The 26,859-nt window shown below is 72.8% G+C and carries 22 protein-coding genes and 1 pseudogene; 13 read left to right on the forward strand and 10 right to left on the reverse strand.

From position 1 onward, the window contains the following. Positions 1–82: 82 nt before the first annotated feature. Positions 83–1,159, reverse strand: coding sequence for a polyprenyl synthetase family protein (locus tag GQS09_RS15215; RefSeq protein WP_165986609.1), 1,077 nt, complete (start codon positions 1,157–1,159; stop codon positions 83–85). A gap of 356 nt (positions 1,160–1,515) precedes the next feature. Here GQS09_RS15215 and GQS09_RS15220 point away from each other — a divergent pair, with 356 nt between their 5' ends. After that, positions 1,516–2,580 (forward strand): terpene synthase family protein, encoded by a 1,065-nt coding sequence (locus tag GQS09_RS15220; RefSeq protein ID WP_207957861.1) that lies wholly within the window; start codon positions 1,516–1,518, stop codon positions 2,578–2,580. 204 nt (positions 2,581–2,784) lie between these two features. Here the strand turns inward: GQS09_RS15220 and GQS09_RS15225 are convergent, their stop codons facing one another. Continuing rightward, entirely contained in the window at positions 2,785–3,453 is a 669-nt protein-coding gene (locus GQS09_RS15225) for a UdgX family uracil-DNA binding protein (RefSeq protein ID WP_165986610.1), read from the reverse strand. 112 nt (positions 3,454–3,565) lie between these two features. Continuing rightward, positions 3,566–5,815: a molybdopterin dinucleotide binding domain-containing protein gene (locus GQS09_RS15230; protein ID WP_165986611.1), complete on the reverse strand. Its 2,250-nt coding sequence runs from the start codon at positions 5,813–5,815 to the stop codon at positions 3,566–3,568. Positions 5,816–6,331: 516 nt separating this feature from the next. Between GQS09_RS15230 and GQS09_RS15235 the strand changes: the two genes are divergently transcribed. From GQS09_RS15235 to GQS09_RS30400, 4 genes are all read left to right on the forward strand, one after another. After that, positions 6,332–6,535, forward strand: coding sequence for a cold-shock protein (locus tag GQS09_RS15235; protein WP_165986612.1), 204 nt, complete (start codon positions 6,332–6,334; stop codon positions 6,533–6,535). A gap of 232 nt (positions 6,536–6,767) precedes the next feature. Continuing rightward, the gene (locus GQS09_RS15240) at positions 6,768–8,219 is read left to right on the forward strand and encodes a DEAD/DEAH box helicase (RefSeq protein ID WP_207957862.1); all 1,452 of its coding nucleotides are present in this window, start codon (positions 6,768–6,770) and stop codon (positions 8,217–8,219) included. A 352-nt stretch (positions 8,220–8,571) separates the two neighbouring features. Further along, on the forward strand, positions 8,572–8,919 hold the full coding sequence (locus GQS09_RS15245) for a MerR family transcriptional regulator (protein ID WP_165986613.1): 348 nt from the start codon (positions 8,572–8,574) through the stop codon (positions 8,917–8,919). Between the two features lie 246 nt (positions 8,920–9,165). Then, on the forward strand, positions 9,166–9,300 hold the full coding sequence (locus GQS09_RS30400; protein ID WP_279577745.1) for a hypothetical protein: 135 nt from the start codon (positions 9,166–9,168) through the stop codon (positions 9,298–9,300). A 75-nt stretch (positions 9,301–9,375) separates the two neighbouring features. Here GQS09_RS30400 and GQS09_RS15250 read toward each other — a convergent pair whose 3' ends face one another. The 7 genes and pseudogenes from GQS09_RS15250 to GQS09_RS15280 all read right to left on the reverse strand — a co-directional run bounded on the left by GQS09_RS15250 (position 9,376) and on the right by GQS09_RS15280 (position 16,738). Then, positions 9,376–10,788 (reverse strand): NAD(P)(+) transhydrogenase (Re/Si-specific) subunit beta, encoded by a 1,413-nt coding sequence (locus tag GQS09_RS15250; RefSeq protein WP_165986614.1) that lies wholly within the window; start codon positions 10,786–10,788, stop codon positions 9,376–9,378. 142 nt (positions 10,789–10,930) lie between these two features. Further along, positions 10,931–11,212 (reverse strand): annotated as a pseudogene (locus GQS09_RS15255) (NAD(P) transhydrogenase subunit alpha); the annotation flags it as partial. Further along, complete coding sequence (locus GQS09_RS15260; protein WP_165986616.1) at positions 11,209–12,408, reverse strand: Re/Si-specific NAD(P)(+) transhydrogenase subunit alpha; 1,200 nt, start codon at positions 12,406–12,408, stop codon at positions 11,209–11,211. The gene GQS09_RS15260 and the pseudogene GQS09_RS15255, both read right to left, overlap by 4 nt. Before the next feature lie 352 nt (positions 12,409–12,760). Then, the gene (locus GQS09_RS15265) at positions 12,761–13,453 is read right to left on the reverse strand and encodes a cupin (RefSeq protein WP_165986617.1); all 693 of its coding nucleotides are present in this window, start codon (positions 13,451–13,453) and stop codon (positions 12,761–12,763) included. Beyond that, on the reverse strand, positions 13,450–14,316 hold the full coding sequence (locus GQS09_RS15270) for a PmoA family protein (RefSeq protein ID WP_165986618.1): 867 nt from the start codon (positions 14,314–14,316) through the stop codon (positions 13,450–13,452). The genes GQS09_RS15265 and GQS09_RS15270 overlap by 4 nt, the downstream gene beginning before the upstream one ends. Next, positions 14,313–15,362: a Gfo/Idh/MocA family protein gene (locus GQS09_RS15275; protein ID WP_165986619.1), complete on the reverse strand. Its 1,050-nt coding sequence runs from the start codon at positions 15,360–15,362 to the stop codon at positions 14,313–14,315. The genes GQS09_RS15270 and GQS09_RS15275 overlap by 4 nt, the downstream gene beginning before the upstream one ends. A gap of 113 nt (positions 15,363–15,475) precedes the next feature. Then, complete coding sequence (locus GQS09_RS15280) at positions 15,476–16,738, reverse strand: glycoside hydrolase (protein ID WP_313896149.1); 1,263 nt, start codon at positions 16,736–16,738, stop codon at positions 15,476–15,478. Positions 16,739–17,157: 419 nt separating this feature from the next. Here GQS09_RS15280 and GQS09_RS15285 point away from each other — a divergent pair, with 419 nt between their 5' ends. From GQS09_RS15285 to GQS09_RS15320, 8 genes are all read left to right on the forward strand, one after another. Beyond that, positions 17,158–19,137: an ABC transporter substrate-binding protein gene (locus GQS09_RS15285; RefSeq protein WP_165986620.1), complete on the forward strand. Its 1,980-nt coding sequence runs from the start codon at positions 17,158–17,160 to the stop codon at positions 19,135–19,137. A 3-nt stretch (positions 19,138–19,140) separates the two neighbouring features. Beyond that, entirely contained in the window at positions 19,141–20,142 is a 1,002-nt protein-coding gene (locus tag GQS09_RS15290; RefSeq protein ID WP_165986621.1) for an ABC transporter permease, read from the forward strand. Beyond that, on the forward strand, positions 20,139–21,308 hold the full coding sequence (locus tag GQS09_RS15295) for an ABC transporter permease (protein WP_165986622.1): 1,170 nt from the start codon (positions 20,139–20,141) through the stop codon (positions 21,306–21,308). Before GQS09_RS15290 ends, GQS09_RS15295 begins: the two co-directional genes overlap by 4 nt. A gap of 12 nt (positions 21,309–21,320) precedes the next feature. After that, on the forward strand, positions 21,321–22,604 hold the full coding sequence (locus GQS09_RS15300) for an ABC transporter ATP-binding protein (protein WP_165986623.1): 1,284 nt from the start codon (positions 21,321–21,323) through the stop codon (positions 22,602–22,604). Then, positions 22,597–23,760: an ABC transporter ATP-binding protein gene (locus GQS09_RS15305; protein ID WP_165986624.1), complete on the forward strand. Its 1,164-nt coding sequence runs from the start codon at positions 22,597–22,599 to the stop codon at positions 23,758–23,760. Before GQS09_RS15300 ends, GQS09_RS15305 begins: the two co-directional genes overlap by 8 nt. Before the next feature lie 264 nt (positions 23,761–24,024). Beyond that, positions 24,025–24,489: an MSMEG_6728 family protein gene (locus GQS09_RS15310; RefSeq protein ID WP_165986625.1), complete on the forward strand. Its 465-nt coding sequence runs from the start codon at positions 24,025–24,027 to the stop codon at positions 24,487–24,489. Positions 24,490–24,669: 180 nt separating this feature from the next. Continuing rightward, positions 24,670–25,635, forward strand: coding sequence for an NAD(P)-dependent alcohol dehydrogenase (locus tag GQS09_RS15315; protein WP_165986626.1), 966 nt, complete (start codon positions 24,670–24,672; stop codon positions 25,633–25,635). Between the two features lie 233 nt (positions 25,636–25,868). Next, a complete protein-coding gene (locus GQS09_RS15320; RefSeq protein ID WP_165986627.1) occupies positions 25,869–26,711 on the forward strand; it encodes an alpha/beta fold hydrolase in 843 nt (280 codons plus the stop codon). The last annotated feature ends 148 nt before the right edge of the window (positions 26,712–26,859 follow it).

A 26,859-nucleotide genomic window follows, 5' to 3' on the forward strand; every position in this document is an offset into this window, starting at 1 on the left:
CGGCCCGGCCCGGTGACCGCGCCACCCGCCACGACGGCCGGGGCGCGGGAGGGGGGCGGGCGCGGTGCCGGGGAGCGGCCTCTCAGCCGGTACGGGTCAGCGCGTAGCCGCCCAGGGCGGCCAGCTCGCCGCGGGCCGACGGCCGCAGCGGAAGGGCGTCCAGCGCTGCTCCGGCGCGCTCCAGCGCGGCCCGTGCCTCCGCCGCGGCCAGGTCCCTGCCGCCGGCCTCCTCGATCAGCCGCACCGCCCGGGGCGCCGTCTCCTCCGACAGCGCGCCGGCACCGTCGAGCAGCTCCGCCAGCCGGCCGGCGGCGGACGTGCCGGAGTCCAGGGCCAGCAGCACCGGCAGGGACTTCTTGCCCCGGCGCAGGTCCCCGCCGGCCGGTTTGCCGGTGCGGGCCGGGTCGCCCCAGATGCCCAGCAGGTCGTCGACGATCTGGAAGGCCAGGCCGAACTCGCGGCCCGCCGCGCCCATCGCGGTCACCTGCCGCTCGTCGGCTCCGGCCAGCAGCGCGCCCAGCGCCGCGGCGCTGCCGAGCAGCGCCCCGGTCTTGTCGCCGGCCATGGTGCGGTACTCCTCGGGCGTCACCGCGCCGCCGCCCCGCCAGGGGCGGGTCTCGAAGCCGAGGTCCCGGGCCTGGCCGTGCATCAGCCCGGACAGCGCCGCGCACAGCAGCCGCATGGCCTCCTCGCGGCAGTGCCGCCGGGTGTGCTGTACCAGGACGTTGAGCGCGAGGGCGAGCAGCGCGTCACCGGTCAGCACGGCCGGTCCGGTGCCGAAGGCCCGCCACACGGCCGGACGGCGGCGGCGCAGTTCGTCCCGGTCCATGATGTCGTCGTGCACCAGGGTGAAGGCGTGGACGAGTTCGACCGCGACGGCGCCCGGCACGGCCTGCCCGGCGGAGCCGCCGACCGCCTCGGCGGCCAGCACGGCCAGCGCGGGGCGGATGCCCTTGCCGCCGGCGTCCGGCGCGCCGCGCGGGCGGGGAACACCCTCGGGGCCGTGCCAGCCGAGCGCGTAGCCGGCCAGCAGGCGCGGCGACTCGGGGAGCTGCGCGACGGCGTCCTCCAGGGCCGGCCGGATCAGCTCGCGGCAGCGCCGCAGGGTGCCGTCCACCCGGCGGGCGGCGGCGGGACGGGCGGGGGTGGGTGCGGCCATGGGATTCCCTGCTCTGCTCGGGCTGCCCGGGCTCCGCTCGGGTTCAGCGGCTGGCATGAGGTGGGCGATTCCATGGAAAAGGGACCCGCTTTTCACTTTCAAGCCGCCCGGTGACGGTTCACCCGAAGGGACCAGCGCACGCACGGCACCTGGGCAGATGCGTTGAATTCCGGAGCTCTCTTCACTCACCATGGGATTTCCCTGTGTAGCCACGCACTGGTCCATTCGAGTGAACACGAATGCATACGGAAATTGATCGCGGAATTCGCGGAAGGATTCCGTGCATACCGTGCCGCGGCGGCCTCCGCCGCGGTTTCCCCGTTCCGTATTCGCCGGCTTCTCCTGGAGCGCTCCCCATGGTGATGACCACCACCGGAATCCAACTGCCGCCGATCTGGTGTCCGCTGGCCGGCGCCAGACACCCGCGGGTGGAGGAGATCGAGCGCCGGGCCGTGGCCTGGATCGACGAGCAGCAGGTGTACCAGGACGAGAGCGAGCGCCGCATGGTGCTGGCCAGCAGCAGCGCGGACTTCTACGCCCGGTTCGCGCCGTACGCGGACGAGGACGGCGTGCTGATGGCCGCGATGTGGGTCTACTGGGCCTTCCTGTTCGACGACACCCGCTGCGACCACGGGCCGCTCAGCGCCGATCCGGGCCGGTTCGCACAGCTGGCCGGACGGGTGCAGCGGGCGCTGGAGGCGCCCACCGCGGACAGCCGGGGGGAACGGTTCATCCCGCCGCTCCAGGATCTCGCCCGGCGGATGCGCGCCTCGCGCTCGCCGGTGCAGGTGGCCCGTTTCGCGCACGCCCACCGGGCGTGGCTTTCCGGCGTGGTGTGGCAGATCGGCAACCGGGCCCGCGGCCACATGCCGGACCTCGACGAGTACCTGGCGATGCGGCGGCTCACCGCGGGCGGCGAACCCACCTACGGGCTGATGGAGATCGCCACCGGCACCGAGGCCCCGGACCGGGAATTCCACCGGCCGGCGGTGCGGGCGCTGTCCGAAATGGCCATGACCGTCGCCGCGCTGGACAACGACCGGCATTCGCTGCGCGCGGAACTCCTCGCCGGGCATACCGACCAGAACATCTACACGGTGCTGATGCGCCACCGGGATCTGGCCCCGGCCGACGCGGTGCAGGCGGCGGTGCGGGTGCGGGACCGCATCATGGCCCGGTTTCTGCGGCTGCTGCCGTCGGCACTGGCCGGAGCCGGCACGGACCTGCGGACGTATCTGGAGGGGCTGTGCCACGGCCTGCGCGGCAACGCCGAATGGGGGCTGCGCACCCCGCGCTACTCCACCGCGCCACCGGGCGCGGAGGAGGAGCCCCTGGAGTGGGCAACGTCCCCGGCGGACGACGATCCGGCGCCGCTGCCCGCGCCGTCCATGGCCTGGTGGTGGGACCGCGCCCTGGAGTAGCCGCGCCCCCCTGCCCGGTGCCCACGGGCAGACCGTCACGGGCAGACCGTCACACGGGCAGGGTGACGGGCAGGGGGTCACGGGCGGAGACGGGGCCGGGGACGCCAGGAGCAGGGAGGCGGGCCCACAGTCAGTCCAAGAGTCACGCCCGCAGTCGCCTGCCCGCAGCCCGGCACCATCAGGCTGCAGAGGGAATCCTCACAGTCAGTCCAGGTTCCCGGCGGCCACCCGCAGATCGGCGACCAGCCCGGCGTAGGCCGCCTCCCGGTCCTCCTCCTCGGCCCGCAGCACCGCGGAGGGGTGGATGGTGGCCACCAGTACCGGGCCGTGCTCGCCGGGGGCGGCACCGTCCGGCGGGTACGTCAGGGGCGTGCCGCGCTGCCGGGTGACGCGGAATCCGGAGCCGAGCAGCGCCTTTCCCGCGGTGGCGCCGAGCGCGACCAGCACCTCCGGGTCGAGCAGCGCGAGCTCGGCGTCCAGCCAGGGCTTGCAGGCGGCCGCCTCCCGCATGCTGGGCGGCTTGTGGATGCGCCGCTTGCCGCGGCCGGTCAGGGCGAACTTGAAGTGCTTGACGGCGTTGGTGACATAGGTCTCGGTGGGGTCGATGCCGGCCTCGTCCACGGCACGCATCAGCACCCGGCCGGCCGGGCCGACGAAGGGCAGGCCGCGGCGGTCCTCCTGGTCGCCGGGCTGCTCGCCGATCAGCACCACCCGGGCCGAGGCGTCGCCGGAGCCGAAGACGGTCCGGGTGGCCGGGCCGTACAGCGGGCAGCCACGGCACTCCGCGGCGGCGGCGCGGAGCGCCGCCAGATCCGCGTTGCCGGGCACGTACGGGCCGGCGTCGTACGCCTCGGGCCCCGCCGCACCGCCCATGTCCGGTCACCTCCGCCGTCACGCCGTCACCGGCACGCCGTCACGTGCCCGCAGGTGTTCCCGGGTACCCCGCCCCGCGCGGTTCAGCGGCTCCGCCGGCCGCCCGGCCGGCTCAGGGCGAGGGCTCGGTGCCGGCCGGGCCGACCAGGACCGGGAAGCCGTTGAGGACGGCGGTGCCGGCCAGCGGGTCCAGCAGGGTGCCGTCGAGAAGCTGGTTGACATTGGCCCCGGGCTCCTTGGCGGCGACCGTCAGCCGGGTGCCGGGACGGTCGTGCCCCCAGCCGTGCGGCAGGCTGACCACGCCGGTGCGCACCGACTCGGTGATCTCCACCGGTACCCGGAGCTCTCCGCCGTCCGCCCTGACCCGGGCGGTGTCGCCGTCGGCCAGGCCGAGCCGGGCCGCGTCCCGCGGGTGGATCTGCAGCGTGCAGCGGTTGGTGCCGCCGCGCAGCACCGGCACGTTGTGCAGCCAGCTGTTGTTGGACCGCAGGTGGCGGCGGCCGACCAGGACCAGCCCCTCCGGCCGGCGTTCCCGGCTGCGCCCCAGCCGGTCCAGATCGCGCATGACCGGCTCCGGGCAGAGCTCGATGCGGCCGCTGCGGGTGCGCAGCACCTCGGGCAGCCGGGGGGTGAGCGGCCCCAGGTCGATGCCGTGCGGGTGGTCCAGCAGGCGCTGCAGGGACAGACCGTCCGGCCGGGCGCCGAAGCCGTCGCCGTAGGGGCCGAGCCGCAGCATGGCGTCCAGCCGCCGCTCCGCGCCGTCCCGGCCGGTGAGAAGGGCGGCGAGGGCGGCCGGGTCGCGGCCGTGCACCGGGGAGTGCGGGTCGGCCGCTGCCCTGCCGAGCAGGTCGTCGGTCACCGTGGCGTCCACCGCCTCGGGGCCGGCGTCCCGGAAGCCGCCGGCGCTCAGCACCAGCCGGGCCAGGATCTCGCTCTCCGAGGGGCGGCCGTCCTCCAGGGGCACGGCCGGCCGGGTGTAGCGGACCTGGTTGCGCACGGCCAGCGCGTTGAGGGCGAAGTCGAAGTGCGGGCTGCGCGAGGGCGGCGGCGGGGGGAGCACCACATGGGCGTGGCGGCTGGTCTCGTTGAGGTAGGGGTCGACGGAGACCATGAGGTCCAGGCCGGCCAGGGCGCGGTCCAGCCGGTCGCCGTCGGGCGCGGAGAGCACCGGGTTGGCGCCGATGACGATCAGTGCCCGGATGCGGCCCTCTCCGGGCGTGTCGATCTCCTCGGCGAGCGCGGCCAGCGGGAACTCCCCCTTGACCTCGGGGTGGCCGCCGGCCCTGCTGTGCCAGCGGCCCAGGGAGAAGCCGCGGCCCGGTCCGGCCGGGCGCGGCGCCCGGCCGGTGGCGGAGAGCGGGAACATGGCCCCGCCCGGCCGGTCGAGATTGCCGGTGAGCACATTGACCACGTCGACCAGCCAGTTGGTCAGGGTGCCGAACTCCACGGTGGAGGCGCCGACCCGGGCGTAGACCGCGGCGGCGGGGGCGGCGGCCAGTTCCCGGGCCATCGCCCGGATCTCCTCCGGCGGCACGTCGCAGGCCGGGGCCACGGACTCGGGGGTGTATCCGGCCAGCGCCTCGCGCAGCGTGTCCAGGCCGGTGAGGTGGTCCGCCAGCGGTCCCGGGCGGACGAGGTCCTCGGCGAACAGCGTCCGGGCCAGGGCGGCCAGCAGCAGCGCGTCGGTGCCGGGCCGGATGGCGACATGGCGGTCGGCGAGCCGCGCGGTGCGGGTGCGGCGCGGATCGACCACGGTGAGCTGGCCGCCGCGGCGGCGCAGCGCGCGCAGCCGGCCGGGGAAGTCCGGAGCGGTGCACAGGCTGCCGTTGGAGGCCAGCGGGTTGGCGCCGATGAGCAGCAGGTGCGCGGTGCGGTCCAGGTCGGGCACGGGGATGGCCAGCGGGTCGCCGAAGAGCAGGCCGCAGGAGACATGCTTGGGCATCTGGTCGACGGTGCTGGCGGTGAACAGGTTGCGGGTGCCGAGGGTGCGCAGCAGGACGGGCGGGTAGAGCGCACCGGCCACGGTGTGCACGTTGGGGTTGCCCAGCACCACGCCGACGGAGTCGGGGCCGTGCCGCTCGGTCAGCGGGCGCAGCGCGGCCGAGACGGCGGCGAACGCCTCGTCCCAGCCGGCCGGTTCGGCGGCCGCGGCTCCGGGACGGCGCAGCAGCGGACCGGACAGCCGGTCCGGGTCGGCGTCCACCTCGCCGAAGGCGACCCCCTTGGGGCAGATGTAGCCCCGGCTGAAGACGTCGTCCCGGTCGCCCCGGGCGGCGGTCACCTCCCCCCGGTCGCCGATCGTCAGGGTCAGGCCGCAGGTGGCTTCGCAGAGCGGACAGATACGCAGGGCGGTGCGGCTCATCGGTCCTCCCGGGGCGCGGCGGTGCGCGGTGGCGTGGGCCACCACCATACCGACCGGTTGGCATGAGGAACAGCGCGTGGACGCCGGGGATTCGCCGGACGCGGGCGGCCGTGCCGCACGGAGCGGAGGATGTGATCTTCATCGCGGCCGGGGAGCGCAGGGCCGTCCGCCGTGGTGCCGTCCGCCGGCGACGGCCGCGCCGGTGTCTCCCCTGTCGGCGGAGGTCACAGGGCCGCGGGCGGCCGCGGGCGGAACGGCACGGCAGCGGGGCCGCGCCCGCGGAGAGCAATATCTGTGCCCGCGACATGAGAAAGAGGTACGGGGCACGGCGAGTATTCCTGGGCCGCCGGCCGAAGCGGAATCATCGACCGTGCAGGGCCGATCTCACCGTGCTACTGTCGATCTCAGTTGCAGGTGTGGTTGCCAGAAGGTTCATTTCCCGACGAGGTAATCATCACAGCGACACGGAATTCACATGGGGTGAGTTCCCGGCACTGCCTCCGAAGGAGAAGAAAAATGGCTACCGGTACCGTGAAGTGGTTCAACTCGGAAAAGGGCTTCGGCTTCATCGAGCAGGACGGCGGCGGCGCCGACGTCTTCGCCCACTACTCGAACATCGCCGCCCAGGGCTTCCGCGAGCTGCAGGAAGGCCAGAAGGTGTCGTTCGAGATCGCGCAGGGGCAGAAGGGCCCGACGGCCGAGAACATCGTTTCTCTCTGAACACCTGCACCGACGCACACTTCGCAGCCGGGGCCCGCACCTGTGGGGTGCGGGCCCGGCTCGCTGCATTTCAGGGCGCGCGGCGGACAGGCTCCGCCGCGCCACCGGCCGGTGACGCATTCCCCGCCGGTCCGGCCCGGCCCACATCATCTTTGGCTCGTCTCGAGATGCTCTGCACCGCTCATCTGCTGCGGGAGTTCCTTGCTACGCGCCGCATCAAGGAAGGTTCCGCATGAAGCGTGCTCGCACATCCCGCTCCCATGAGCGCTCCGGTGGTCCGCGGCGTTCCACGGGCCACGGAAACCGGCAGGCCGGACGGGCCGTACAGGGCGAGTTCGCGCCGCCGAGGACGGTCACGCCCGCGCTGCCCGCCGCCGGGTCGTTCGCCGATCTCGCCATGCCGGCGCAGCTGCTGGCCACGCTCGGCCACGAAGGCGTGACCGTACCGTTCCCGATCCAGGCGGCGACCCTGCCGAACTCCCTGGCCGGCCGTGACGTACTCGGCCGCGGCCGCACCGGCTCGGGCAAGACCCTCGCGTTCGGTCTCGCCGTACTGGCCCGCACAGCGGGGCGGCGCGCCGAGCCGCGGCAGCCCTTCGCCCTCGTCCTGGTGCCCACCCGCGAGCTCGCCCAGCAGGTCACCGACGCGCTCGCTCCGTACGCCCGCTCCGTGAGCCTGCGGCTGGCCACCGTCGTCGGCGGCATGTCCCTGGGCAGGCAGGCCGGCGCGCTGCGCGCCGGGGCCGAGGTCGTCGTCGCGACGCCCGGACGGCTCAGGGACCTCATCGCGCGGGGCGACTGCCGGCTGGACGATGTCGGCATCACCGTCCTCGACGAGGCCGACCAGATGGCCGACATGGGATTCATGCCCCAGGTCACCGCCCTGCTCGACCAGGTGCGTCCCGGCGGGCAGCGGATGCTTTTCTCGGCCACCCTCGACCGCAACGTCGACCTGCTGGTCCGCCGCTACCTGTCGGACCCGGTGGTCCACTCCGTCGACCCGTCGGCGGGGGCGGTCACCACGATGGAGCACCACGTACTCCATGTGCACGACACGGACAAGCACCGGACGGTCACCGAGATCGCGGCGCGAGACGGCCGGGTGATCATGTTCCTCGACACCAAGCACGCGGTGGACCGGCTGACCAGGCACCTGCTGAGCAACGGAGTCCGCGCCGCGGCCCTGCACGGCGGGAAGTCCCAGCCGCAGCGCACGCGGACCCTGGCCCAGTTCAAGAGCGGGCATGTGGCGGTCCTGGTGGCGACCAACGTCGCGGCGCGCGGCATCCACATCGACAACCTCGACCTGGTCGTCAACGTGGACCCGCCCAGTGACCACAAGGACTACCTGCACCGCGGCGGTCGCACGGCCCGCGCCGGCGAGTCCGGCAGCGTCGTCACCCTGGTGACCCCTGATCAGCGTCACGGGATGCGCCGGCTGATGGCTTCGGCAGGCATCACCCCCCGGATCACCCGGGTACGTTCCGGCGAGGCGGAGCTGAGCCGCATCACCGGTGCCCAGGCCCCTTCCGGCGTCCCGGTCGTGGTCACCCCGCCGGACGCGGAACGTCCCCGCGGCGCGTCTTCTCCGTCCCGGGGCCGCCGGGGCCACGCCGGCCGGGGACGTCCGGCCGGGGAAGCGGCGCACCGCACGGCACAGCGGCGGCCCGGCCGTTTCCGGTAGGAGGCGCCCATGACGCCGGCTCCTGCCCAGCACCCTGCAGGAGATCCCTCCCCGGTACCGCGCCGGTGGCGCCGCCACCCGCTCCGGACCGCGTCGGCGCTGCCGGGAGGCACCGCCTCCCGGGAGGTGTGAAGCACCGGAGAACCGCCGCCGAAGACCCGCTCAGGGCACCGGCATGACGTCGGCCTGCAGGACCCCGTCGGGGTCCTGCAGGCCGACGTCTCGTGTCAGGCCGGGCGGCGGAAACAGAAGGCCGGCGGAGCATGGGGCCGGCAGATGGTGTTGAATTTCCTTCGGGGCCCTGGTGCCGTACGGCACCAGGGCCCCTCGACGCGTTGTACAACGAGGTGACATGGCAGCAGAAAATCCACTCAGCGATCGTCTGGACGACGACGACTACCCCGCATACACCATGGGACGGGCCGCCGAAATGCTCGGCACGACCCCCGGCTTCCTCCGCGCCATCGGCGAGGCTCGGCTGATCACTCCGCTGCGCTCGGAGGGCGGACATCGCCGGTACTCCCGCTACCAACTGCGGATCGCCGCTCGTGCCCGCGAGCTCGTCGACAGGGGAACCCCGATCGAGGCCGCCTGCCGCATCGTCATCCTTGAGGACCAGCTCGAGGAGGCTCAGCGCATCAACGCCGAGTACCGGCGTGCCGCGGACGAGGCATCCGACAGTTCCCCCGGTCCACGCTGATCCCGCGGGTGCGGCCGGGGCCGGCTCCGCGCACGCACGGCCGGGGGTCCGGAGAAGTGACGACGCATACCTGCTCCGCCCCGCCGGCGGCGCGCCGCCCCCGCGGGTCCCGCGCAGGGCCGTACGGGGACCCGAGCGGGGCCGTACGGCCCTCCCCGCGCACCCGGGGCCCGCGCAGGATGGTCCCGCACGCCCCGTCCCGTACCGAAGGGACAGGCTGATGTCCGACGAGGAAGAGCGGCGCCCGTGGCAGCCGTCACCGGCAGGGAGGGCCTCGATGCCCTGGTGCAGGCCCTGACCGGGACCGGGCGAACCGTCGTCGGACCCGCGGTACGGGACGGGGCGGCCGTGCCCGGGGTCCCGCCCGTCCGGATGACGTGACCGGCCGTGCCGGCCCGTGCCGGCCGCCCGGGCATTGAGGGTGTGCCCGGGCGGCCGGTGAGCGGTGCCCGCGGGTCAGGCGGTGAAGGTGCGGATGGCGGCCTTCAGTTCGGCGAGGCCCTTCTTGGCGTCGGCGAAGAACATGCCGGTCTTGGGATCGGTGTAGAGCGGATTGTCCATGCCGGCGTAGCCGTGGCCCATGGAGCGCTTGATGACCACGATGCTCTTGGCCCGGTCGACGTCCAGGATCGGCATGCCGGAGATGGCGTTGCCGGGGCGGCGCGCGGCCGGGTTGGTGACGTCGTTGGCGCCGATCACCAGGGCGACGTCGGCCTGCGGGAATTCGGGGTTGGCGTCCTCCATTTCCTTCAGCTGGGTGTAGGGCACGTTCACCTCGGCGAGGAGGACGTTCATGTGGCCGGGCATGCGGCCGGCCACCGGGTGGATGGCGTAGGAGACGTCCACCCCCTGCTGTTCCAGCGCATCGGCGAGTTCGCCCAGCTCGTGCTGGGCCTGGGCGGCGGCCAGGCCGTAGCCGGGGACCACGACGACCCGGCCGGCGTAGGCGAGCTGGATGGCGACGTCGTCCGCGGACAGGGCGCGGACCTGCGAGGCGCCGTCCCCGGCGGTGACCGGGCCGCCGTCACCGGTGCCGAAGCCGCCGACGATGATGGCGGCGATGGAACGGTTCATGGCGTCGGCCATCAGCTTGGTGAGGATGCCGCCGGAGGCGCCGACCAGGGCGCCGGCGATGATCAGCGTGGGCTCGTCCAGGACGAAGCCGGCCATCGCCACCGCGGTGCCGGTGAAGGCGTTGAGCAGCGAGATGACCACCGGCATGTCGGCCCCGCCGATGGGCAGCACCATGGTCACGCCGAATGCCAGGGCGGCGGCGGTGAGCAGCAGCAGGGCCGCGGTGCTGCCCGGGTCGAGGACCAGCCAGACGGAGCAGGCGGCCAGGACGGCGGGCAGGGCGATGTTGACCGCGCGGGCCCCGGGGAAGACGATCGGGCGGCCGGGGACGATGCCCTGCAGCTTGCCCGCCGCGATCAGCGAGCCGGAGAAGGTGACCGCACCGATCACCACGTCCAGCGCGCCCGGCACGGTGGAACGCGCGCCCAGCAGGTCCGGGTCGGCGGCCTGGAGGACCTCGCCCAGCACGATCAGGGCCGCCGCCCCGCCGCCGACCGCGTTGAACACGCTGACCAGCTGGGGCATGGCGGTCATGGCCACGGCCCGGGCGTAGTAGAGGCCGGCGGCCGAGCCGACCAGGCCGCCGGAGATCAGCACCAGCCAGCCGGTGCCGGTGATGGCGCTCTCGTCGATCAGCAGCACCACGGTGGCCCCGATGGCGACGGTCATGGCCACGGCGGAGACGGTGTTGCCGCGCCGGGCGGTGCGCGGCGAGTTCATCAGGTGCAGACCGATGACGAAGCAGGCCGCGGCGGCCAGGAAGATGTAGCGGATGACGGTTTCCAGGGTGTCCATGGCCTCACGCCTCCGCCTTCTGGCCGGCCGCGGCCTGCTTGCCGCCTGCCCCCGGCCCTGATCCCGGCCCTGATCCCGGCCCTGATCCCGGCCCTGAGCCGGTACCGGAGCCGGAGCCCGAATCCCGGGCCTGCCCGGCACCCGGGCGGGAGCGGAACATGTGGAGCATGCGGTCGGTCACCACATATCCCCCGACCACGTTCATGGCGCCGAAGGCCACGGCCACGAAGGCGATGACGTAGCCGACGGCGTTGTGCGCCTCGGCCGCGATGATCATCGCGCCGATGACCACGATGCCGTGGATGGAGTTGGCGCCGGACATCAGCGGGGTGTGCAGGGTGGCGGGCACCTTGCTGATCACCTCGAAGCCGACCAGCACGGCCAGGACGAACACCGTGACGGCGGTGAGCAGATCGAGGTTCATGACGCGCCTCCTGAGGTCTGACCGGTGCCGCCGGTCCCGGGCTCGGATTCCAGGAGCGCGGCGACCCCCGGGCTGACGACGGAGCCGTCATGGGTGACGACGACCCCGGCCTGGATCTCGTCCTCCCGGTCGATGGTCACCGCGCCCTCCTTCACCAGCAGGTTCAGCAGGGCGGTGAGATTACGGGCATAGGCGGTGGAGGAGGCGGTGGCCATGGCGGACGGGAGGTTCCCGGCGCCGATCAGGGTCACCCCGCCCTCCAGCACGGTGGTCTTGTCCGGCCTGGACTGCTCGACGTTGCCGCCGAACTCGCTGGCGGCCATGTCGACCACCACCGATCCGGGCTTCATCCGCTCCAGTGCGGCCCCGGTGACCAGCAGCGGCGGCCGCCGCCCGGGGACCTGGGCGGTGGTGATGACGATGTCGGACCGGGCGATGTGGGCGTCCAGTGCCTCCTGCTGGGCGCGCTGCTCCTCGGGGGTCAGCTCGCGGGCGTAGCCGCCGGTCCCGGCGCCGGATTCCACGCCGGGGAGCTCCAGGAACCGGGCGCCCAGGGATTCCACCTCCCCCTTGGCGGCGGGCCGCACGTCGTAACCGGTGACCACCGCGCCCAGGCGGCGGGCCGTGGCGATGGCCTGGAGCCCGGCCACGCCGGCGCCCAGGATCAGCACGGCCGCGGGCTTGGAGGTGCCCGCGGCCGTGGTGAGCATCGGGAAGTAGCGGTCATAGGCGTCCGCGGCCAGGATCACCGCCTTGTAGCCCGCGATGTTGGCCTGCGAGGTGAGTGCGTCCATGGACTGCGCGCGGCTGAGGGTGCGGGGCAGCAGGTCCAGGCTGACCGCCGTCACCCCGCGTTCCGCCCAGTCGCGCATCAGGGCCGGCCTGCGCAGCGGTTCCAGCAGACCGGCCAGCGTCTGGCCGGAACGCGGCCCGGGCGCGCCGGTGCCGCCCTCCGGTTCCGGGGGCCGGACGCACAGCACCACGTCGGCACGCGCCCACACCTCGTCCCCGGGCACCACCTCCGCCCCGGCGGCCGCGTAGTCGGCGTCGGCGAACCAGGCACCGGCGCCCGCTCCGGCCTCGACGAGGACCTGTGCTCCCAGCGGCGCCAGCCGCGCCAGGACGTCCGGGACCATGGCCACCCGGCGCTCGCCGGGGGCGCGTTCCCGCACCACCCCTACCGTGATCTTTCCCATGCGACCTCTCGCTCTCGCGGATGTTTCGGAAATCCGGCAGCAGCCGGCCGGGCACCGCGGTGACGGCGCCTCGCGCTCCCCTCCTTCTCCGGTCGGCCCCGGGCCGCCGGGGCCGACCGGCCCCGAAGGCGTTGGGTGGCCGCCGCCCGCGGGTGCGGGAAAGGCCGGGAGTGCACGGTCAGGCCCTCGGCTGCTGCTCCCCTCTTACCCATGGGACGTCCGGCATGAGCATGCGAAACGCCGCCCGGGCGGGCCCGGGCGGCGTGACGGGTGTGACGGGCGGGGTGACGCGGGAGGCGGCGGAAACAGCACGGTCGGTACCGGCCGCCCGAACCGGCACCAACCGTGCTGGTCAGGGGAGGAACGCCTGGAGGCGTCCGCACATGCCCAGCCGTTCGGCGGCGGGCACGGTGGTCACCGTGGCGTTCCTGAGGTGACCGGTATCACCCTCGCGGAGCGCGGCCAGCTGCGCTCCGGTCGCGTCGGCCGCGGCCACCGCCCCGGCCCGCCAGCGCTCCTCGAAGGTGTCCAGCCGGGGTGCGACGATGCGGGCGGCAGCCGCGTGGAAGCCGGCCAGGGCCTCCTCCCCCGCCGCCCGCAGCTGAAGGAAGCCCTCGATGGCCAGGTCACGGCGGCGGCGGGCCCCGTCGGCGTCGGTGATGGCCGCGGCCGAGGCGTAGGCGTCGTCGTCCGCGAGGACGCCGGCCGGGAAGGTGAAGACCGCGTCGCCCGCCTCCGGCAGCCCGCTGTTCTGCATGACCACGGTGATGCGCAGCCGTCCGTCGCCGTTGACCAGGCGGTGGATGGTCCCGGGGGTGAAGGTCACCACCGAGCCGGCCTTCAGCGGGGTCTCGGCGTAGCCGCTCCAGGTGAGGGTCTGCACGCTGCCCTCGCCGCCGGTGACCACATAGGTCTCGGCGCACACCAGGTGCATGTGGGGACTGCCGCCGCAGACCCCGTCGGCGGTGGGCCAGTCGTAGACCCGCAGGTCCGAGATGCCGACCGCACCGGGAAAGGCGGTGTACGACTGCGGGCTGGTGGTCATGTCTGTCGCTCCCATGGGTGATCCGCGAGGTGGGCCTCCAGGCGGTCGCGCCCCCAGGCGCCTTCCGCGATGACGACCCGGTAGGCGAGATCAAGTGTCTCTCCCGGGCCGAGCCGGGTCTCCTCGAAGAAGGCCAGGGACGGGTTGACGGCGGCGAAGGGCTCGGCGCGGACGAACCATACGGTGCCGGGCGCGGACTCGAACAGCAGGGTGGAGGCGCGGTCCACCTCGTCGTGCTGGCCGGTGAAGGCCAGCCAGGAGGCGGTGCGGCCCATCATCTCCGGTCCGCCCTGCCCGTCGGAGGCCAGCACGGTGCCGCCGGTGAAGGAACGCGGGCCGCGCCAGAAGAAGCCGGCGTAACCGGCCATCTCCCGGCCGTTGGTGGTGGGGCTGCCGAAGACGAGTTCCTCGCCGCGCACGTTGCTCAGCGAGGTGGCGAAGCCCAGCTCCCACCAGCCCTCGCCCGGGCGGACGGTGAGCGTGCGGGTCTCGTCGATCCAGTGCTCGCCGCTCTGGGTCCACCAGGTGAGGCGTTCCACGCCGGGCTCCAGCCACTCCTCGTGGCGCATGGAGCCGTTGTTGGGCAGGTCCACATAGCCCTGCTCGGGGCTGACGTAGGTGCCGCCGCCCCAGAAGTTCTCGCCGGAGACCCAGGACGCGGTCATCTGGATGCCCTTGTGCCAGCGGTGGTCGTGCGGCCGGAAGCAGGAGACCACGTCGCCGGCGGTGGTGCGCAGCGGGTGGAAGTACGGCTTGGGCGCCTCGAAGCCCGCCGTATCGGGACGGTACACATAGCGCAGCACTTCGACGCCGCGGATCTCCACGAGCAACTCCGTTCCGGTGTCCTTCAGCGGGACATTCACAGGGACAGCCCTCCGTTCATACGGGCGTAGAAGGGGTGGTCGGGAGTCAGGTCGGTGCGGCGGACGGGCTGCCCGGTCAGGGCGGAGGCGTAGAGCGCGGTGACGAGTTCCAGGGTGCGCCGGGCCTCGTTGCCGCTGACCGGGGGCCGCTCGCCGCGCTGGTGGGCGTCGAGCAGGGCGGCGAGCTGGGCGGCGTGCGAGCTGGGCAGGTCCTCCCCGGGCCGCCAGTGCGGCGAGGCGGAGGACCAGTCGGCGTTGGAGTAGCCGTACAGGTGGCGCAGTTCGACGGTGGCGTCGGAGTAGTCGAACCGCAGGTAGCTCTCCTCGCGCGGCGAGAGCAGGCTGTTGACCACGCTGCCCATGGCACCGCTGGTGAAGCGGACCAGGGCCATGGAGACGTCCTCGGTCTCCACGTCGCGGTCCAGGCGCCCGGCCATGGCGCGGACCTCCTCCCAGTCGCCGAGGACGGAGAGCATCAGGTCCATCTGGTGGATGCCGTGGCCCATGGCCGGGCCGCCGCCCTCGGTGTCCCACCGGCCGCGCCAGGGCACTTCGAAGTACTCCGGGGGCCGGTACCAGGTGGTGTTGCACAGGGCCACCAGGGGGCGGCCCAGGGTCTGCTTGTCGGTGAGTTCCCGCAGGTGGCGGGCGCCGGAGCCGAAGCGGTGCTGGAACACGACACTGGCGTAGGGGCCCTCGCCGTCCGGGCCCTCGGCCGCGGCGATGGCGTCGTACTCGGCCAGGGACAGGCACAGCGGCTTCTCGCACCACACCCAGGCGCCGGCCCGCAGGCAGGCGACCACCTGCTCGGCGTGCAGGAAGGGCGGGGTGCAGATGTGGACGAGGTCGGGACGCTCGGCGTCCAGCATCGCGTCGAGGTCGGAGTAGGCGGCGGGGATGGAGTGCTCGGCGCAGAAGGCGGCGAGCCGGTCGGCGTCCACGTCGACGGCGGCCACCACCCGGGTGCGGGCGGCCTCGGCGGCGAGCGCGGGCAGGTGGCAGATGCCGGCGATGCCCCCGGTGCCGACGACGGCGACTCGGATCATGGGGTGCTCCGTGGGTGGTTCGGCGGCCCGGTCGGGGCCGCGGCTGGCTGATTGCTGGTGGCGGGCGGATGCGGGGGGACGGGCGGGGCCCCGGCGGCGGCCGGGGCGCCCGGTCAGGCGGGGGTGACGATGGTGGTCAGGGAGCGCGGGGCGAAGGCGAACTTGGCGGATTCACGGACCTCCCCGGCCGCCGCCAGGGAGCGCTCGTCGTCCGTCACATAGGCCTCGCCGTCCAGGCCGGGTTCGGCGAACACGGTCTGCCGGGCGGTGTTGAGGGCGACCAGCACCTGGCCGCCGTCGGCGTTGCGGAAGGCGGTGATCTTCAGGTCGGGCTCGTCGCAGGCGGCGGGCACCCGGACCGCGTAGGGGCGGATGTGGCGGCTCCAGCCGGCCAGGGCCCAGAGCCGCTTGGCCACCCGGTACTCGCCGTCGGCCATCCGGATCGGCGCCCGGGTGGGGCCCATGGAGGCGCCGAACCAGTAGACGTAGCCGCTGACCTGGCCGAGAGTGAAGGAGTCGTGGATCTGGGAGGCGACCGCGAAGCCGTCGTAGCCGCTGCCGTCGTCCCAGGCCTCGTTCCAGGTGTCGCCGTCCGGTGACCACTCGGACATCCAGGCGGGGCGGCTGGTGGGCAGCGGCCGGTCGACGGGGCCCTCGTAGGGGTGGCCGGCATGGATGTCGACCAGCCGGCGGGCCTCGGGGTCGGCCTCGATGGCCTCGGTGTAGGCGCGCTGTCCGGCCCAGCCGTAGGAGTCGGCGGCGACCAGGCGCAGCCCGGCCCGCCGGGCCTGCGGGCCGATCACCTTCACATAGGCGGCGACCTCCTCCGGGGTGAAGCGCATGGAGGCGTAGTCGATGGTGAAGTCGGGTTCGTTGGTGAAGGCGAGTTCGGTGACCGGGATGCCCTCCTGGCGCAGATAGCCCACGTAGCGCAGCAGGTAGCGGGCGTACGCCTGGTGCCACTCGGGGAGCAGCCGGCCGCCGTCCCGGTCGGTGCCGTTGTCCTTCATGTAGCCGGGGGCGCTCCAGGCGTTGGCGTAGAACCGGCGGATGCCGTATGCCTTGGCCTCCTTGGCCAGCCAGAGCTGGCCGCCGTCGTCCCCGTCCCACTCGTAGGCCGGGGGCGCGTCGGGGCCCCCGGGGTCGGCCGGCTGGATGGACTTCATCTGGTCGTTCGAGTAGTCCTCGGACGAGCCGATGCCGAGCCGGAGGATGGAGAAGCCGGCTCCGGTCCGGGGACTCATCAGCAGATTCAGCACCTCCCGCCGGGCCTGCTCCGGGAGTTCCCGCATCACCCGCGCACGCTGGAACGCCTGGCAGAAGCCGAATCCGTCGATGGTCTGGAGACTGTCGCGCCCGATGACGATCCTGCCCACGCGCACCGCCCTGAAACTTTTCGTGACCTAGTCGAGAATTTTCGCCGGTACCGTAGGCACGCCTCGGGAAGGGCGTCAACAGCCCGGACAGCCTCCCCGATTCCTTCACATCCCGTTGACAACTGCGGGGATGGCCGAAGAAGAACCCCCTGACGGTGCGGCACACCCCGCCCCGGCGGATCTCACCAGACCCGCGCAACTCGTCTGCAGCACAGGGGTTGACCCGGTTTTCACGACGCCGTAACTTACCCGCACCGAAATTATTGGCGCCCTACCGAAAATTTTCCGGAGAGCAAGCGCTTTCCCTGCCGAGGGTGCTGACGTCCCAGTAACTCCCCACAGAACAAGCAAGACCAGCGAGACCACCAGCGAGAGGGGTCCTCAGGATGGCTGCCATACCCGGGCGCACACCGGGCGGGATGTCCCGAAGAAGTCTGCTGCGCACCAGCGCCTACGCCGCGCTGGTCACCGCTTCGCTCAGCGCGTGCGACGTCTTCTCCACCGACCCGGAAAAGAAGGACAACGGCAAGGGCGCGGGCGCCAAGGGCAAGGAAGCGCCCATGCTGGCCGAGCGCGTCAAGGCCGGCGAACTGCCCCCGCTCGCGGAGCGCCTGCCCGAGAACCCGCTGGTGGTGACCCCGACCGAGCAGATCGGTGTGTACGGCGGCACCTGGCGGACCGCCATCACCGGCACCGGTGACGGCCCCTGGCTGCACCGCACCATCGGTTACGAGCCGCTGCTGCGCTGGACCCGGGACTGGACCGGCACCGAGCTCAACCTGGCCGAGTCCATCACCCCCAACGGGGACGCCAGCGAGTTCACCATCCAGCTCCGCAAGGGCACCAAGTGGTCCGACGGCACGCCGCTGACCACCGCCGACGTGGAGTTCGGCTACCAGCACGTGCTGCTCAACCGCGACCTGACCCAGGGCCACCCGGCCGCACTGGCGCTCGGCGAGGAGCCGGGCGAGCTGGAGATCATCGACGACTGGTCCTTCATCGTCCGCTTCTCCGGCCCCAACCCGCTGTTCATGACGAACATGGCCCGCCACTGGGACGGCGACCGGCTGGTCGCCTTCCCCAAGCACTACCTGGAGCAGTTCCACGGCGAGTTCGCCGAGGACGCCGGCTCCAAGGCCAAGGCCGCCGGCTACAACACCTGGCAGGAGTACTTCAACTTCCTGGGCAACGACTGGTCGGTGCTCTGGACCAACCCGGACCTGCCCAGCCTCAAGCCGTGGATCGTCGTCGACCCCATCGACCAGGGCACGGTGGGCCGCTTCGAGCGCAACCCGTACTTCTTCAAGGTCGACCCGGACGGCTCGCAGCTCCCCTACCTCGACGAGGTCCGCTACGACATCATCCCGGACCCCGAGACGATGCTGCTGCGCGCCCAGAACGGCGACTTCGACTTCCACAGCCGCCACTTCAACAGCCTGGAGAACAAGCCGGTCCTGGCCGAATCCCAGGAGAAGGGCAACTACTCGATCCTCGACTACGAGGGCACCTACAGCAGCGACATGGTCATCTCGCTCAACCTCAACCACGCGGACGAGGCGGTGCGCGAGGTGTACTCGCAGAAGGAGTTCCGGGTCGCCCTCTCGCACGCCATCGACCGCCAGGAGCTGATCAACGCGATCTGGCAGCGCCAGGGCGAGCCCCACCAGGCGGCCCCGGTCAAGGAGTCCAAGTACTACGACGAGGAATTCGCCAAGCAGTTCACCGAGCACGACCCGGAGAAGGCCAACCAGATCCTGGACGACCTCGGCTACGACCGTCGGGACGGCGACGGCTACCGTCTCCGCCCCGACGGCAAGCGGATCTCCGTCACCGTGGCGGTGGCCGAGGACGCCCTGGTCACGGTCTGGGTGCAGGCCATGGAGCAGGTCGTCCGCCACTGGGAGGCGGTCGGCATCAAGGCCACCGTCGACCCCATGCCCCGGGAGAACTTCGAGGTCAAGCTCGGCGACAACCAGTTCGACGCCAGCGTGTGGATCGGTGACGGCGGCCGCGGCGACGAGATCCTGGCCCCGCTGTGGTACTTCCCGCACTCCCTCAACGCCGGCTCCGACTACGCGCGCCACTGGTCCAACTGGTACCGCACCCGCGGCCAGGGACCGGACGCCGAGACCGAGGAGCCGCCGGAGGCGCCGAAGAAGCAGATGGAGCTGTACGACCAGCTGCTGACCGAGCCCGACGAGGCCAGGCGGGACGAGCTGTTCCGGGAGATCCTGGAGATCTCCAAGGAGCAGTTCTACTGCATCGGCACGGTGCGGGTGAACAGCACGTACGCCATCGTGTCCAACGACCTCAAGAACGTCGGCGGCCCGATGCCGGAGGCCGCGGCCTACAACACTCCGGCACCGGCCACCCCCGAGCAGTGGTACTTCGAGGGCTGACGATTGCTGGGATATCTTGCGCGGCGGCTGCTGTACGTCATCCCGACACTGCTCGCGATCTCCGTGGTGGTCTTCCTGATCATCAACCTGCCGCCCGGCGACTTCGCCACCTCCCTGGTGGCGTACCGCCGGCAGCAGGGGATCGCGGTGGGGCCGGAGGAGGTCAGACAGGTCCGGGCCGCCTACGGCCTGGACAAGCCGATCTTCGTCCAGTACTGGTACTGGATCTCGGACCTGCTGTTCCGGTTCGACCTGGGCATCTCGTTCGAGTTCAACCGGCCGGTGGCGGACATGATCGCCGAACGACTGCCCGCCACCATGCTGCTGGCGGCCGCCGCGCTCCTGTTCACCTGGGCCTTCGCCTTCCCGATCGGGGTCTACGCCGCGGTGCGGCAGTACTCCGTCGGGGACTACCTGGCGACCACCCTGGGCTTCCTCGGCCTGGCCACGCCCAACTTCCTGCTGGCGCTCATCTTCATGTACTTCGGCTACCGCTGGTTCGACTACGTGCCGGCCGGCATGTGCTCTCCCGAGTGGTGCGACGCCTCCTGGAACCTGGGCAAGCTGCTGGACGCCCTCGGCCACCTCTGGCTCCCGGTGGTGGTGCTCGGCACGGCCGGCATGGCGGGCCTGATCCGCATCCTGCGCGCCAACCTGCTCGACGAGCTGCGCAAGCCGTACGTGGTGGCGGCGCGGGCCCGCGGGGTGCCGGAGCGGCGGCTGCTGGTGAAGTATCCGCTGCGGGTGGCGATGAACCCGTTCATCTCCACGGTCGGCTGGGTGCTGCCCGGGCTGTTCGCCGGTGACATCATCGTCGGCCAGCTGCTCGGCCTGCCCACCATCGGCCCGCTGCTGCTCGGCGCCCTGCGCCAGCAGGACATGTATCTGGCGGGCTCGCTCATCATGGTGATCAGCGTGCTCACCGTGATCGGCACCCTGATCTCCGATCTGCTGCTGGCCTGGACCGACCCCCGGGTCCGGCTCGGCCATGGAGGCTCCTCATGACCGTGCAGACCACCGATCCCCTGCCCGGCGGCGGCGATCCGGCGGGTACCCCGGACGCGGACGGCGCCGCGCCCGCCGCCCCGGCCGAGGACGGCGCCAAGCGGGCGTCCGCGTCCCAGGCCCGCCTGGTCTGGTGGAGCTTCCGCCGCCACAAGCTGGCCATGGCCGGCGCCGTGGTCACCCTGTTCTTCCTGTTCGTGGTGGTCTTCGCGGAGTTCCTCGCCCCGTTCTCCACCAGCCGCCTGGACTCCGACTACACCTACGCCCCGCCGCAGATCCCCAAGTTCAGCTTCTCCGAGGGCCTGTACGTCGAGGGCTACGCCTGGGAGCAGGACGAGGACCTGCGCATCCGCTACACCCCGGACCCGGAGCAGAAGGTCCCGCTGCAGTTCTTCGCCAAGGGCGAGGAATACGAGCTGTTCGGCGTGATCCCCATGGACCGCCATCTCCTCGGCCCGTCCGACCCGGACACCATGGTTTATCTGCTCGGCTCGGACCGGGTGGGACGCGACCAGTTGTCCCGGCTCGTCCACGCCACCCGGATATCGCTTTCCGTGGGTCTGGTGGGTGTGGTGCTGGCCTTCGGACTGGGTGTGGTACTGGGCGGGATATCCGGCTATTTCGGCGGCCGGACGGACACCGTCATCCAGCGATTCATCGAATTCGTGATGGCGGTGCCGACACTTCCGCTGTGGCTGGGCATGACGGCCGCCATCCCGGTGGAAGTCGGTCCGGTGAGACGCTATTTCCTCATCAGCCTGATTCTTTCACTGCTGGCCTGGACCACTCTGGCCCGGGAGGTGCGCGGACGGTTCCTGATGCTGCGCCAGGAGGATTTCGTCACCTCCGCCTGGCTGGACGGCGCCAGCCGGAAACGTGTCATGTTCCGCCACATGCTGCCGTCCTTCACCAGCCACCTGATCGCCGCGCTCACCCTGTCCATCCCCGGGGTGATCCTGGCCGAGACCGCACTGAGCTGGCTGGGCCTGGGCATGCGTCCCCCGGTCGTCAGCCTCGGCGTGCTGATGAACGACGCCACCTCGGTCCGGGTCATCGACCAGGCGCCGTGGCTGCTGCTGCCGGGCCTGGTGGTGGTGGTCGTGGTCCTGGCGCTGAACTTTGTCGGCGACGGTCTGCGGGACGCGGCCGACCCCTATCGCACCTGAGGGAGCACCGGCATGCCGGAGACGAGCAAGAACCCCACCGCCGCCGGCCGTCCGGGGACCGCCCCGGACACCGGCGCGGAACCCGACGCCGGCGCCGGCCGCGGCGCCGGCAGCGGCGGCACGGCGGAGACCGCCCCGCCGCTGCTGGAGATCAGCGGGCTGCGCACCCACTTCACCACCCGGGAGGGGGTGGTGAAGGCCGTGGACGGTGTGGACCTCACGGTCGGCGAGGGCCGCACGGTCTGCGTGGTCGGCGAGTCCGGCTGCGGCAAGAGCGTCACCGCCCGCTCCATCCTGGGCCTGGTGGAACGCCCCGGCGAGATCACCGGNGCCCGCTCCATCCTGGGCCTGGTGGAACGCCCCGGCGAGATCACCGGCGGCTCCATCCTGTGGCGCGGCGGCGACCGCCCCGACCCGGTGGACCTGGCGAAGCTGGACCCCCGTGGCGAGGAGATGCGCCGCATCCGGGGCGGGGAGATCTCCATGGTCTTCCAGGAACCCATGGCCTCCCTCTCCCCCATGTACACCATCGGCGACCAGCTCACCGAGACCATCCGGCTGCACCTGCCGATGGGCAAGCAGGAGGCCAGGGAGCACGCCGTGGCCATGCTGCGCAAGGTCGGCATCCCCAAGCCGGAGCAGCGGTTCCACTCCTACTCCTTCCAGCTCTCCGGGGGTATGTGCCAGCGGGCGATGATCGCCATCGCGCTGGCCTGCGACCCCGGCCTGCTGATCGCGGACGAGCCGACCACCGCGCTCGACGTCACCATCCAGGCCCGCATCCTGGACCTGATCGCCGGTCTCCAGGAGTCCACCGGCATGTCGGTCATGTTCATCACCCACGACCTGGGGGTGGTGGCGGAGATCGCCGACGAGGTGGTGGTGATGTACCTGGGGACGGTGGTGGAGCGCGGCCCGGTGGACGAGATCTTCCACGACCCCAAGCACCCCTACACCCAGGCGCTGCTGGACTCGGTGCCGGCCATGGGGCAGGGCCGGGGACAGCGGCTGCGGCAGATCCGCGGGCGGGTGCCGCACCCCTCGGAGCGGGCCGCCGGCTGCCCGTTCCACCCGCGGTGCGACAGCGCCATCGCGGGCGTCTGCGACACCACCGATCCGCCCGAGACGGTCTTCGGCCCGGGCCGCACCGCCCGCTGCGTGCTCTACACCCCGGGCCAGGGCGGGCCGGGCGGTCCGGAGGACTCCGCCGGGCCCGCCGGCCGGGCCGCCCCCGCCGATGACGTCTCCGGGGACAACGACCCGGCCGAGGAGAAGGAGGTCCCGGCCAATGGCTGACCCCACCGCATCCCCCACCACCGCATCCCCCACCACCGCACCCCCCGCCGCGGCGGCCGCGCCCGGGGCCGCCGGCCTCGCCGAGGCCGGCGACACGGAAGCCCCGCTGCTGGACATCCGCGGGCTGCGCATGGACTACCCGATCAGGCACGGCATGTTCGGGCGGACGGCCGGCACCGTGCGCGCGGTCGCCGGTGTCGACCTGTCCATCCGGCCGGGCGAGACCCTGGGCCTGGTCGGCGAGTCCGGCTGCGGCAAGACCACCCTCGGCCGGTGCATCGTGCGCACCCTGCGGCCCACCGCGGGCTCCATCCGCTACCACGCGCGGGACGGCCGGGTGGTCGATCTGGCCGCCCTGGGCCAGCGCGAACTGCGCCGCTACCAGCGCGAGGTCCGGCTGGTGTTCCAGGACCCGTTCTCCTCGCTCAACCCCCGGATGACCCTGCTGGAGATCATCGGCGACCCGCTGCGCAACAACGGGCTGGCGCAGGGCAAGGAACTGGAGCGCCGGGTCGGCGAGATGCTGGAGCTGGTCGGCCTGCCGCCCGGCTACATGCGGCGCTACCCGCACGCCTTCTCCGGCGGCGAGCGGCAGCGGGTCAACATCGCCCGGGCGCTGATCATGCGGCCCCGGCTGGTGGTGGCGGACGAGCCGGTCTCGGCGCTGGACGTCTCGGTGCGGGCCTCCATCCTCAATCTGCTGCGCGACCTGCAGGAGGAGCTGGACCTCACCTACCTGTTCATCTCCCACGACCTGTCGGTGGTGGAGAACATCTGCGACCGGGTCGCCGTGATGTATCTGGGCAACATCGTGGAGCTGGCCGGCACCGAGTCGCTGTACACCTCGCCGCGCCACCCGTACACCGAGGCGCTGCTGTCCGCGGTGCCGCGCGCCGACCCCCGGCTGCGCGGCAGCGGGCGGCGCATCCGGCTCTCGGACGACCTGCCCGACCCGGCCGCGCCGCCGCCGGGCTGCGCCTTCCACACCCGCTGCCACTACGCCGAGGCCGAGACCTGCGCGGCACCCGGCGCGGGCCCCGTTCTGCTGCCTCCCCCGGACCCGTCCGGCCGGGGCGGCACCGCCGCCGGCCCGGCGGCCCCGCCCCACCTGGCGGCCTGCCACTTCGCCGGCGACCTCCGTCTCACCGGCGTCTGAGGCAGGTCACGGGCCGGGCCACCGGTGGAGCCTTCCCTCTCCCGGCGGCCCGGCCCGGTCACCCCGCCCCGTGCGCCGACCGGGTGAGCCCGGACGGTGCGGGGTTCCAGCCGCGGCCGTGCCGGGCACTCGGGCACCGAGGGGCGGCAAGCGGGGGAGCAGCGAGAAAGGGGCTCCCCTGCCCGGTGCCGCGCCGGACCCGGTCCGGCGCGGCCTGACGCTTCTCACCACGGACCCCGCCCCGGAAGGGCGTCACCACGGCAGATGCAGACCTTCCTCCCCCACCCCGACTTCGCCGCCTCCGCCCGGGCGCTGGACCGGCGCCGGCTGGGCAAGCAGCGCGTCGAAACCATCCAGGTGCTGCGCGGGCTGACCGTCCCCGGCTACGGCTGGCGTCACCACCCGGCGGTGCGCATGTGGCGGGGCTACGAAGAGGCCCTGGTCCGCTACGGTCTGGAGATGTGCCGGGTGTGGACCGCCGCGGGCCGCGCCGACACCTGCGCCGCCACCCTGGTCTCCGCCTTCGCCGCACACCGGCCGCCCGGCCCGCCGCGCGACCAGCGGTCCCTGGCCGCCGCCGGTGAACTCCCGCCCTGGCTCGGCGACCCGGAGTTCCACCGCAGCCACCAGTCGGCGCTGTGCCGCAAGGACCCGGATTTCTACCGCCCCCGCTTTCCCGGGGTCCCCGACGACCTGCCCTACCTCTGGCCGTCCTCCGACCGCGCCTGAGCCCCGCGCACCCGGGCCGCGGGTCGGGGCCGGCCGTCTCCGGGTGGGTCAGGGGCGGATTCTCAGGGGGTGTCAGGGCTGTCCCGGATGGTGCGCCGGCGCCGTGTCGCCGAGTCTGGTCGGACCCGGACGGCCCAGGCGCCGGGGCGGCGCCCACGCGTTCGAGAGAGCGGGAATCCGATGCAGGCTGTGATGTTCGACAAGTACGGCGGGCCGGAGGTTCTCGGGCTCCGCGAGGTCGACAAGCCGGTCCCCGGCGACCGGTCGGTGCTGATCAAGGTGCACGCGACGACAGTGACGGCGGCGGAGTGCCTGCTGCGCAGGGGAGAGCCGAAATGGGGCCGGGTCATCAGCGGCTTCACCCGGCCGCGGCGCCGCATGCGGACCCTGGGGACGGAGCTGTCCGGCCAGGTGGAGGCGGTGGGACGGAAAGTGCGGCGGTTCCGGCCCGGTGACGAGGTGTTCGGCTTCGCCGGTTTCCGTATCGGGGCCAATGCCCAGTACATGTGCCTGCCGGAGAACGCCTCACTGGAGCCGAAGCCGGCCAACAGGACCCACGAGGAGTCCGCGAGCGCGGTGGACGGCGCCACGACCGCGCTGTACTTCCTGCGGGACAAGGCCGGAATCCACAGCGGCCAGCGCGTTCTGATCAACGGGGCGGCCGGGAGCATCGGCACCTACGCGGTCCAGCTGGCCAAGCATTTCGGCGCGGAGGTCACGGCGGTGTGCGGCGCCGGGAACGCCGGGCTGGTCACCTCGCTGGGCGCCGACACGGTGATCGACTACGCCCGGGAGGACTTCACCCGCAACACCGGCGCCTACGACATCATCTTCGACGCGGTCGGCAAGAGCTCGTTCCGCGCGTGCCGCGGAGCCCTGTCGGACCGCGGCTGCTATCTGTCGACCATGGGTCTGCACAACTACCTCTGGATGCTGCTGACCTTCCTCACCCGCGGCAAGAGGGTCCGGACCGGCCTGTCGGTCCGGAAGAACGAGGCACTGCTGTTCCTGAAGGACCTGCTGGAGAACGACCGGCTCACCCTCGTCATCGACCGGAACTACCGGCTCGATCAGATCGTCGAGGCCCACCGGTACGTGGACCGGGGACACAAGCGCGGGAACGTGGTGGTGACCGTGGCGCACTGACGCGCCGCGCCCGGTTCGCGGATCGCGTCCGGTGCGCGAGGGACGTCTCGCTCTCCGCTGAGGCGCGCGGCACGGGTGTCACCGGAGCGGTGGACCGGTACGCCGCCATGACGTGGGCCACCCGGCAACGCGTCGTCCTCACCGGCGCGGGCGGCGCGGCCGGGCCTACCGGAATCGAATCCTCTCCGCGATGAACACCTCGCTGTCCGCTGAACGGCGTTAGGCTCGGGCAGGTGGTCACTGAGACTGATGTCCGGTTGAGTGACGGGCGGATCCTGCATGCCTACGACGCCCGTCCGGAAGGTACTGACACGGCCCTCACCGTCCTCTGGCACCACGGGACGCCCAACACCGGTGAACCTCCCGAGCCGCTGTTCCCGGCCGCGGCCCGGCACGGCATCGGGTGGATCTCCTACGACCGGCCGGGATACGGCAGTTCCACCCCGCGTGCGGGGCGGGACATCGCGTCGGCCGCCGCCGATGCCGCCGCGGTGGCCGACGCCCTGGGCGTCGGCCGGTTCGCGGTGATGGGGCATTCCGGAGGCGGGCCGCACGCCCTGGCCTGTGCCGCGCTGCTGCCGGAGCGGGTGGCGGGCGCGGTGACGGTCGCCGGGCTGGCTCCGTTCCGGGCCGGGGGGATCGACTGGTTCGCGGGCATGGGGCCGGCCGGGGCGGCCGAGCTGCGGGCCGCCGCCGAGGGGCGGGCCGCCCTGGAGAAACGCCTCACCACCAGCGAGTGGGACCCGGACCAGTTCACCCGGGCGGACCATCAGGCGCTGGACGGGGAATGGTCCTGGCTGGGCGACATCGCGGCCAAGGCCTCGGAGGAGGGCCTGGACGGCATGATCGACGACGACCTGGCCTACGTCGCCCCCTGGGGATTCGACCCGGCCGGGATCTCCTGCCCGGTGCTCGTCCTGCACGGCGCACGGGACCGCATCTCCCCCGCGGCGCACGCGGAATGGCTGGCCGGGACGATCCCGGCGGCCGAGTTGCGCCTGCGGCCCGACGACGGCCACATCTCCGTCCTGCACTCCGCGCCGGAGGCCCTGGCCTGGCTGACGGCTCCGCGCTGATCAGGGCGGGCGCGGGCGGGGGCCAGCGGACGGATCGCCTGCATCCCGGCGACGGAGACCTCCTCGTCGCCCTCGGCGTGGCCGTCCGGCAGGTCCCCGCCCGCGCCGCGCGCGCCGCGCCAGGTCGCCCGGGCCGGCCGCCGGCGGG

This window comes from Streptomyces sp. YIM 98790 (assembly GCF_011421595.1).
Taxonomy (GTDB): Bacteria; Actinomycetota; Actinomycetes; order Streptomycetales; family Streptomycetaceae; genus Streptomyces.